Source organism: Treponema sp. UBA785, assembly GCF_002297065.1.
Taxonomy (GTDB): domain Bacteria; phylum Spirochaetota; class Spirochaetia; order Treponematales; family Treponemataceae; genus Treponema_D.
In genome coordinates this window covers 24,528-33,352 of record NZ_DBJD01000079.1, presented here as the reverse complement: position 1 = coordinate 33,352, position 8,825 = coordinate 24,528, and the positions used below count along the sequence as shown (strand labels likewise).

The following is an 8,825-nucleotide window of genomic DNA, read 5'->3' as shown; positions in this document are numbered from 1 at the left end:
TTTACAGTCGATGTTGAAGGCTTCAAGGCTGCTGAAAAAAAGCATCAGGAAGCGTCAAAAACTTTGGATGCGGGAAAAGCGAAAGGCGGCTTGGCTGAGCAGTCAGATGTCGCGACAAAGTATCACACTGCAACTCACCTTTTGCAGCAGGCTTTGGTCAATGTCTTGGGAGACGAGGTTGCGCAGAAAGGCTCGAACATCAACAACGAGCGAATGAGATTTGACTTTACTTTCAGCCGCCCGATGACTAAGGAAGAAATTCAAAAAGTCGAGGACATTGTAAACGAGAAAATCAAGGAAGACTTGCCTGTAACAATGGAGATTATGACTCTTGACCAGGCGAAAAATGAAGGCGCGCGCGCGCTTTTCTCTAACAAGTACGGCGAGCAGGTAAAAGTCTACACAATCGGGCGCGACCCTAAAAACGACTGGTTCTCAAAGGAAGTTTGCGGCGGTCCTCATGTTCAGCACACTGCGCAGATTGGCGATTTCAAGATTGTAAAAGAGCAGTCTTCATCGGCAGGCGTAAGAAGAATCCGCGCGGTGATTTCTGGCGGGCTTCCGCTCGATCCTCAGTAAATTGCGCAAAAAAAAAATAACAGCCTCTGAAAACGTCAATTTTTTTGGAGGTGATTTTTTATTTGAATGTAACTGGCTGTTTTGACAGTTGTTTATATTCGTTAAGTGTTTTTGGAACTTTTTAGTTTTTTCAAAAACCCTGCATGTTCTCGTTTTACAGAACAAAAAAGACAAGTTAAGGAAAGTTTATGAAACGTTTTGCACTTTGCGTATCTTTGATTTTAATGGCAGCTACAGGAGCCTTTGCTCAGACAGATTTACAGCCTCTTGCTACTGTAAAACTCAATAAATCAGAGACAATCACCTTAAAGCAGCTCAAGAATAGAGTTGAAATTTATGGAAAACAGAATGGAATTTCTTCTTTTACAGTTGATCAGAAAAAAGAAATTCTTAATGCGATGATTGATGAAAAATTGGTTGTACAGGCTGCGACAAAAGCAGGAATGGTTCTTACTGATTCTCAGGTTAATCAGTATTTTATGCAGAATGTAAGCCAGCAGTTTGGAAGAAATGTTACAGAAGCAGAATTTGAGGAAATAATAAAAAAACAGACAGGAAAATCTTTTGAGGATTACATGAAAAATACTGTAGGAATGGGAGTCGCTGAATACAAAACTTATTTGAAGAATCAGCTGATTGCCCAGCAGTATGTTTTGCAGCAAAAACAGGAAGAAATTCAAAAAGCTGCTCCGAGCGATGAAGAAATTCGTGCTTTTTATGAATTGAATAAGGCAAGTTTTGTTCAGAACGATATGCTTAAACTTTTCCTTGTGCTTTTTCCTAAAAACAATGATCCTGCTGCCGCAAAAACAAAGGCAGAAGCTATGTTGAAAGATTTTAAGGATAAAAAAATTACTACTGAAAAAATCAAGGCAAATGCAGCAAATTCAAAAGATTATCAGGGCGGAGATTTATTCATAAGCAAAACCGCTCAGCATGCTCAGCAGCTTGGCATTACATACAATGAACTTCTCGAACTTTTTGGAAAAGAAAAAGGATATGTTTCTTCGCTTACAGAAACAGAAAACGACTTTCAATTTTATGCGGTTCGTGCAAAGTACAGTGCAAAAATGCTTGGTTTGAGCGATTTAGTTCAGCCGGAAACGACAATCACTGTCTATGATTATATAAAATCTAATCTTACACAACAGAAACAGAGCCAGGCAATGATTGCGGCAGTTCAAGACGTAACAAAAGCTCTTGATACTCCAGAAAATGTAGAAAGAAAGAAGACAGGTGCAGCTTTAGACAAGTTGCTTAATTGGTAATTTTACAGGAAAGATAAAGTGTCAAGAAGAAGAGGAAGAATTTTGGCTTTTCAGGGACTTTATTCCTGGGAAGTAGGCGGAATGCCTAAAGAAGATGTTCTTGAATTGTCTTGGGCGGATGGAGATTCTGAAAAAAATGCAGTTGATATGGAAACTGCAACTTTTGCAAGGGTTTTGATTGCCGGTGCGATTGAAAATCAGTCTCAGATTGATGAACGTATAAAAGAAAATCTTAAAGGCTGGGATTTTGCGCGTCTTAATAAGGTTACGCTTTCGATTTTGCGTATGAGCGTTTATTCTTTGCTTTTTCAGAAAGACGTTCCTGTTTCTATCGTAATTGACGAAGCGGTTGATATTGCAAAAGAATACGGACAGGATGATTCGTTTAAATTTATAAATGCGGTTTTGGACACTATTGGAAAATCCTGCAACTCTCAATCGTCAGAAAAATGATTTTGGTCTGCATATGAAGAAAACCTGGAAATTTTTGTCCAGCCGTAAGAATCTGGCAGTGATTTTTTTACTCACCGGATTCTTGTTTTTTTCGTGTTCGCAGAATTCAAATCAGTCATCTTTTTTGTCTGCTCTTGATACTGTTGATTCTTTTATTCAACTTGGGCAGACTGACGATGCTTTAAAACTTTTAAAAAAAACTTCAAAATCAGCATACAGCGCTTACGCAAGAATTGGAATTTACCGGCGTTTTATGACGCTTGGAGAAAAAAAACTTGCAGAAAAGATACTTTCCGACAGTTTAAAGAAAATCCCCGGCAACAATGAGATTTCCGCGGTCTATTCTCATTTTTTGTTGCGAGAAGGGCGTTTCGACGAAGCTCTAAAAATTGGTTCCGTTTTGGAAGGCTCAGAATACGGTTCGATTTATGCGGAGGCGGTTTTAAAATCTCAAAAAGAAAAAAATCTTCTCTTGCCTCAGCTTTCCGGAATTTACGGCGACTGTTATTCTGCAACGGGAAACGAAAAATGGCTTGTAAACGCGGCGCTTCCGTTTTTAAAAGATGGAAACTATTCTGCGGCGGCCGCTTTGCAGAAATCGATTCAGAGTGATTTTAATTTGTTTTGGGCTAAGGTTCAGTTTGACGCAAAAAATTACGATTTGTGCGTTGAAAATTACGAAAATGCGCAGTTAAAAGGTTTTTCTGTTGAAAATTATGAACTGACAGATCTTGCAAGCGATGCTTTTTTTATGCTTGGAGATTACGATTCTGCAGAAAAAGAGCGCGAACGTTTGATTTTGCAGGCAAAAATTGAAAAAAATGCGAATGTTCCAGAACTTGTTTACGTAAATAGCGCGCTTTGGGCTTATAATGCTGCCCAATATTCAAGAGCATACGATTTATTGATGACAGTTATAATGCGTGATTCAAAAAATATTCCTGCCTTAATAACTTATGGAAAATTTGCTCGCGCGGATTCTGTATTGGAAAAGCAGGATTTGTTTGAACGGGAATTGAGAAAAACTTCCTTGCGCACATATTCGATGAAGCAGAAAGATGAGCGGCCGAAATTTTTGATAAGAGATGCAATTTTTAGAATTGAGAAAATGCTTGAATGGCAGAAAAAAAATGCGCAGACTTTGAGCGATGAGCTTTTGGTAGAAAAACTTTCTTTATGGCTGACTGAAAATTCTGATTTACCGCAAAAAAAAGTTGAAAGCGAAATATGGAAAAATCTCGAAATTAACGAAATTGAAAAAAATATGTATCCGCCGGCACTTTTGCATTTTGCCGTAAACGAATTCTTAAAGTTCGAAAAAAAAGAAGATGCCAGGCTTTTGTTCGAAAACTATTTGGACGCCCGCTATAAAATGAAAAAAACGGACTTGCAGGACGAAAAAGTTGAATATGATATTTTTGGCGGTGAAAAAACATATTCTGCTCCGCCAGTTCCTGATTTTGTAATAAGGGCGGCTTTTGGCGACAGGGCGGCGGATTATGCAAACACAATGGAAATTTGGGAAATTGAAACTGCCGCATATTTTGCCCTTCTTGACAATAATATTTCCGCCGCCCGCCGTCTGTACGAATATGCGCTTTTTGAAACAGGAGGCGCTCGAACGATTGAAGCTGACGGTCAGATTGTTTCTTTTAGCAGGCTTTGTGCTGTAAATTCGGCTGTTAATCTTGCTGTAATTTATGCTTCTGACGGTGATTTAAAAAGAGCGCTGAATCTCTACGGACTTGCTTCTGGCAGAACTAAAGATAAAAAGTTAAAATCCAAAATTCTTTACAGAACCGCTCTTGTTCAAAACGATTTGCAGAATAAGGAAAGCGCAATTCTTTCGCTTGAATATGCCTTAAGCTTAAATCCAATGAATGCTGATGCAAGGCTTATGCTCAGAAAATTAAAATGACAAAAAAAAACGGTCATTGAGTTTTTCTCGAAATGACCGTCTATAACAAGTTATTCTACTACAGCGATGATGTCTGAGTTTTTAACGATTAAATAATCTTCGCCGTTCATTTTTACCTGAACACCTGAATATTTGTCGTACATTACACGGTCGCCCACTTTTACAGTGATTTTTTCTTTTTCTGTGCCAGGTCCAACAGCTTCTACTTTTGCAGTCTGTGTTTTTTCCTGGGCAGATTCTGGAAGAAGAATGCCTGATTTTGTTGTTGTTTCTGCTTTTTCTTCCTTGAGAAGAACTCTGTCCGCTAATGGTTTAAGTTTCATATATATAACCTCCAAATTTTTTTTAATCCTTGCTTTAAATATATAAATTTTGTCTCTTAATCGTCAACAAAAATCGTTTTAATTTGATTTTTTTTAATGCGTCAAAAAGACACAATGCTAAATTAAAAGCTTTTAACTGTATCAAAAAGAAACAATAAGAATTTTAAAAGAGGATTTTTTTACCCGAAAAATACGCCCCAGGGCCGGAAGGGAACGCAAGTTCGTCCGCAGGACCGAGGGTTACTGAGCCTGTAGGCACTGGTTTGAAGAAAAAAGAGAAGAGTAATCGGAAAAATTGCGTTTTTTAGCAAGATGTGGCGCCTAAAAAATAGTAAAAAGTTGGCACATTTCTTGCTAATATATAAGTGTAAAAAAATTAAAAATAAACATCGTTTCGGCGATTTTAATGTTGCATGATAAAAATTACAGTTTGCTCAAGCGTTGCTTTCTAAAACTGTGATTCTCGTCATCCGTGGCTCACCGCTAACGCGAAATTTTTAGAGGAGACATTTTATGACAAATTACGATGAAAACCTGGGAATTTATTTGAAAGAAATAAACAAAATTCCGCTCTTGAATCATGAAGAAGAAACAGAACTGGCAATTAAGGCTAAAAATGGCGATAAGGCTGCAAAAGATAAAATTATAAATGCGAATCTTCGGTTTGTCATAAATGTTGCAAAAAAATACCAGAATCGTGGACTGGAACTTGGCGATTTAGTCAGTGAAGGAAATATTGGTCTTTTGACTGCGATTGAAAAATTTGACGTTACAAAAGGTTATCACTTTATTTCATATGCTGTTTGGTGGATTCGTCAGACAATTTTGAAGGCGGTTTGCGAAAAAGGACGTGCAATTCGTATTCCAATGAACCGCATGAACGAGCTTGTTCAGATTGAAAAGGCTAAAAAACTTGTTCACGGCAAAAAGTCTGAAAGCGAAGAAATTGAAACGATTGCGAAAATGCTTGGCATGGAAAAACAGCATGTAAACGAAATGCTTGAAATTAACCGCGATATGATTAGTCTTGATGCTCAGGTTGAGAATAAAGACGGGGATATTGGTACTGTCGGCGACTTTGTAAAAGACGAAAAATATTCGAATGTTGATGAAAAGGTTATAACGGAAAATCTTCAGAAAGACATTGCGAATGTTCTTGGAACTCTTAAACCGGCAGAAGAAAAGGTTATCCGTCTTCGTTACGGTCTTGACGGTGAAAAACCTATGTCTTTGGCTCAGATTGGCGAAGAATGCAATCTTACTAAGGAAAGGATCCGCCAGATTGAAAAAACTGCAATCTGCCGTATGCAGCATCCTGTTCGTGCAAGACGGCTTGAGGCTTATGTTGCTTAACGTTTAGCTCGTTTTGCGGGCTTGAAGGTTTGTTGCTATTTTGCGAGAGTTTGGACGTATTTGAATGCGTCGACTCTTGCTTTTGCCATAATTTGCTGGTCTTTGAAAAGATCGGCGAGCGCGAATGTCAATTCTCCGCTTTGTACGGTTCCGGTGATTTCGCCGGGACCTCTTAGTTTTAAATCTTCTTCGGCGATTGCAAATCCGTTGTTTGTTTGGCGGATTGCCTTCATTCGGGCTATTCCAGTTTCTGTTATATTTTTTGAATAGATTAAAAAACAGTAGGATTGTTCATTTCCTCTTCCGACTCTTCCTCTAAGCTGGTGGAGGGCTGCAAGTCCAAAACGATCTGCCTGTTCGATTACCATGCAGCTTGCGTTTGGAACGTTTACGCCGACTTCGACAACTGTTGTTGCGATGAGGACATTTATTTTGCCATTTTTAAAATCTTCAAGAATTTGAGACTGTTCGTCTTCGTTCATTTTTCCGTGAATTAGTGCGCATTTGTATTCTGGATAAACCTGGGTTTGGAGAAAATTGAATGCGTCTTCTGCGGCTTTTAATGCCTGTTTTTTTTGAGCACTTTCTTCAAATAATCCTTCGGTTGCGGAAAAATCGTTGTTTTCGGAAAAAATTTCTTCTTGCGCTTCGTTGAGTCCAATTGCCGGATAAACAAAATATGCCTGATGTCCTTTTTTTAATTCTGTCCGGACGGCTTCGTAAGCATTTGACTCGTTGCCTTCTTTTGTCAGGTAGGTTTGAATTGGCTTGCGACCTTCCGGCATTGTGCGGATTGTAAGAATATCTAAATCTCCGAATGCTGTGAGCGCGAGTGTTTGCGGAATTGGCGTTGCGCTCATCATAAGCAGGTTAGGTTCTGTAAGTTTTGCGTTTGAACTTGCGCGTGCCTTGTCTAAAATTGCGGATCGTTGCATGACTCCAAATCTGTGCTGCTCGTCGATAATTGCCAGGGCGAGATCCTTGTACTGGACGTTTTTTGAAAAAAGCGCGTGAGTTCCGATTACTAGGTTGATTTTACCTTCTTTTAAGGCTGTTAAAAGCTGAATTCTGCCTTTTGCGTTTACATTTCCGGTCAGATATGCAACAGAAACGTTTAAGGCTTCGAGTTCTTTTGCGGCATTTTCTGCATGCTGTCTGGAAAGAATTTCTGTTGGCGCCATAAGTGCTGCCTGACTTCCATAATCGATTACCCGGAGGGCTGCAAAAAAAGAAACGAGTGTTTTTCCGCTGCCGACGTCGCCTTGAAGAAGCGCCCTCATTGAAAACTGTCTTTGCTTCTGTTTTTTTGAAACTAGGGGAGAAGTTTCGTAGCTTTTGTCGATGTCGCAGTTCATCTGATAAATTACATTTTTTTGGTCTTTTGTGGGGGTAAATGAAAGCCGGTTTAAATATTGTTTTTGTCGTGGAGAAAGCGATTTTGTAAACTGTTCGTCTGAAATTTGCGGCTGGGCTTGGTCTGAATTTTGCGGTAAAAGTTCAATCGAAGGAAGAAATCCACGGTGCTCGATTGACTGTCTTGCTATTGCGCATTGAAAAAAGAAAAATTCTTCATATACGAGCGTTTTTCGTGCTTCGTTGTATTCGGCAGGATTTTGCGGATTGTGAATGAGTTTTATTGCGTCGCGTTTGTGCAAAAGATGGTTTTGAGAAATGAGATATTCCGGCAAATCGTCTTCGATTCCGAGCGCAAATTGCGAAATTGCGGAATTTACGGCTTTTCGGACAATTTTTTGGCTTAATCCTTCTGTCAGGCTGTAGACTGGAAAAATTTTGCTTTCTGGAGGCATTATGTTTTCGTAGTCCTGCAAATTTCCTTCGTCTGCGATTTTTTGCGCTTCAAAAGAAGATGACTGAAGTTTGCCGAACTTCGCTTCAAATTTGCCTGTTACGGTGATTATTGCTCCTTGCGGAAGTGTTTTTTCTAAAAACGGACGGTTAAATGCTACAAGTTCTGCGCTTGCTGTTCCATCGGTTATTATGATTTTGAGGGTTTTCATGTTGCCGTAGCCAAACCATTCGTGGCCTGTTACTTTTGCAATTGTGTGGACTTTTGAGAATTTTAAAGAATCTTTTAAGACTATTTTTTTTGTGCGGTCGTCATAAGTTCGCGGATAGAATTGAAGCAAATCTCCGGCTGTAAAAATGTTAAGATGCGAGAAAAATTCTGCTGTTTTTTTTCCAACTCCAGAAAGCGCGGAAATAGAATTTTTAATTTCGGAAATTTTCACTTTTGCTACCGTTTGTTGATCCGCAGATTTTTAGAATATTTTAAAAAGGAAGATGTACGAGAAGATTGCAGATTATTGCAATTAAAAAATCTGCGATTTTTACCGTAATCAGTGAAAATACAGTTGAAATTATAAGCGCTGTTGTAAAAGGAATGAATTTTTTTGTAAAAATTCCTGATATTTTGTAGGCGAATGGCGAAATCAGGCTGTCGAGCTGATCCCAAATCGGGCTGTAGGCGCGGTAACCGTTTTTGCGGGACATAAGGCGCATGATTCCCATTGCAATAAGGCGAATTATTAAAAGCACGATTAAAAATTTTGTGACCGAAGAGACTAGCGACCAGACAAGGCTGAGCACGATTGCCAGAAGATAGCCGACTGTTATTGGCTGTCCGTGCGAAAGGCTTGAAAGAATACCAGAAACGGCATAAAGGGCACAGAGCGCAAGTGCCGGACTAAAGTCAAGTCCGCGGAAATTTAAAAAGCGAATCTTTCTGAATATGTTGAGATAAGGGTCGCAGACAGAAGATAAAATTCTTCCGGCTGTTGAATAATTTGCCTTTGGAAACCAGGTTAAAAAAATTCTGATTAAACAGATGAAAGAATAAAAATTAACAGACATTGCAATAATTTGAAAAATATTTCTCATTTTATCTCCCGTAAAAAGTCAAGATTAAAACTT

The 8,825-nt window shown here is 38.9% G+C and carries 7 protein-coding genes and 1 pseudogene; 5 read left to right on the top strand and 3 right to left on the bottom strand.

Annotation, left to right across the window (positions count from 1 at the left end):
- The 4 genes and pseudogenes from B2X33_RS06800 to B2X33_RS06785 form a co-directional block, all read left to right on the top strand.
- Positions 1–579 (top strand): annotated as a pseudogene (locus B2X33_RS06800) (alanine--tRNA ligase); the annotation flags it as partial.
- 188 nt (positions 580–767) lie between these two features.
- Complete coding sequence (locus B2X33_RS06795; RefSeq protein ID WP_296024354.1) at positions 768–1,847, top strand: MOSP complex formation periplasmic protein, TDE1658 family; 1,080 nt, start codon at positions 768–770, stop codon at positions 1,845–1,847.
- 18 nt (positions 1,848–1,865) lie between these two features.
- Positions 1,866–2,300, top strand: coding sequence for a transcription antitermination factor NusB (gene nusB, locus B2X33_RS06790; protein ID WP_296024351.1), 435 nt, complete (start codon positions 1,866–1,868; stop codon positions 2,298–2,300).
- Between the two features lie 58 nt (positions 2,301–2,358).
- The gene (locus B2X33_RS06785; RefSeq protein WP_296668551.1) at positions 2,359–4,218 is read left to right on the top strand and encodes a tetratricopeptide repeat protein; all 1,860 of its coding nucleotides are present in this window, start codon (positions 2,359–2,361) and stop codon (positions 4,216–4,218) included.
- Between the two features lie 50 nt (positions 4,219–4,268).
- Here B2X33_RS06785 and B2X33_RS06780 read toward each other — a convergent pair whose 3' ends face one another.
- Positions 4,269–4,541 carry a co-chaperone GroES gene (locus B2X33_RS06780; protein WP_296024347.1) on the bottom strand — a complete coding sequence of 91 codons (273 nt, stop codon included), beginning with the start codon at positions 4,539–4,541 and terminating at the stop codon, positions 4,269–4,271.
- 513 nt (positions 4,542–5,054) lie between these two features.
- Here B2X33_RS06780 and B2X33_RS06775 point away from each other — a divergent pair.
- Positions 5,055–5,894 (top strand): sigma-70 family RNA polymerase sigma factor, encoded by an 840-nt coding sequence (locus B2X33_RS06775; RefSeq protein WP_296668549.1) that lies wholly within the window; start codon positions 5,055–5,057, stop codon positions 5,892–5,894.
- Between the two features lie 35 nt (positions 5,895–5,929).
- Here the strand turns inward: B2X33_RS06775 and recG are convergent, their stop codons facing one another.
- The gene (gene recG, locus B2X33_RS06770) at positions 5,930–8,143 is read right to left on the bottom strand and encodes an ATP-dependent DNA helicase RecG (protein WP_296668548.1); all 2,214 of its coding nucleotides are present in this window, start codon (positions 8,141–8,143) and stop codon (positions 5,930–5,932) included.
- A gap of 40 nt (positions 8,144–8,183) precedes the next feature.
- Positions 8,184–8,792 carry a YggT family protein gene (locus B2X33_RS06765; protein ID WP_296668546.1) on the bottom strand — a complete coding sequence of 203 codons (609 nt, stop codon included), beginning with the start codon at positions 8,790–8,792 and terminating at the stop codon, positions 8,184–8,186.
- Positions 8,793–8,825: the final 33 nt, after the last annotated feature.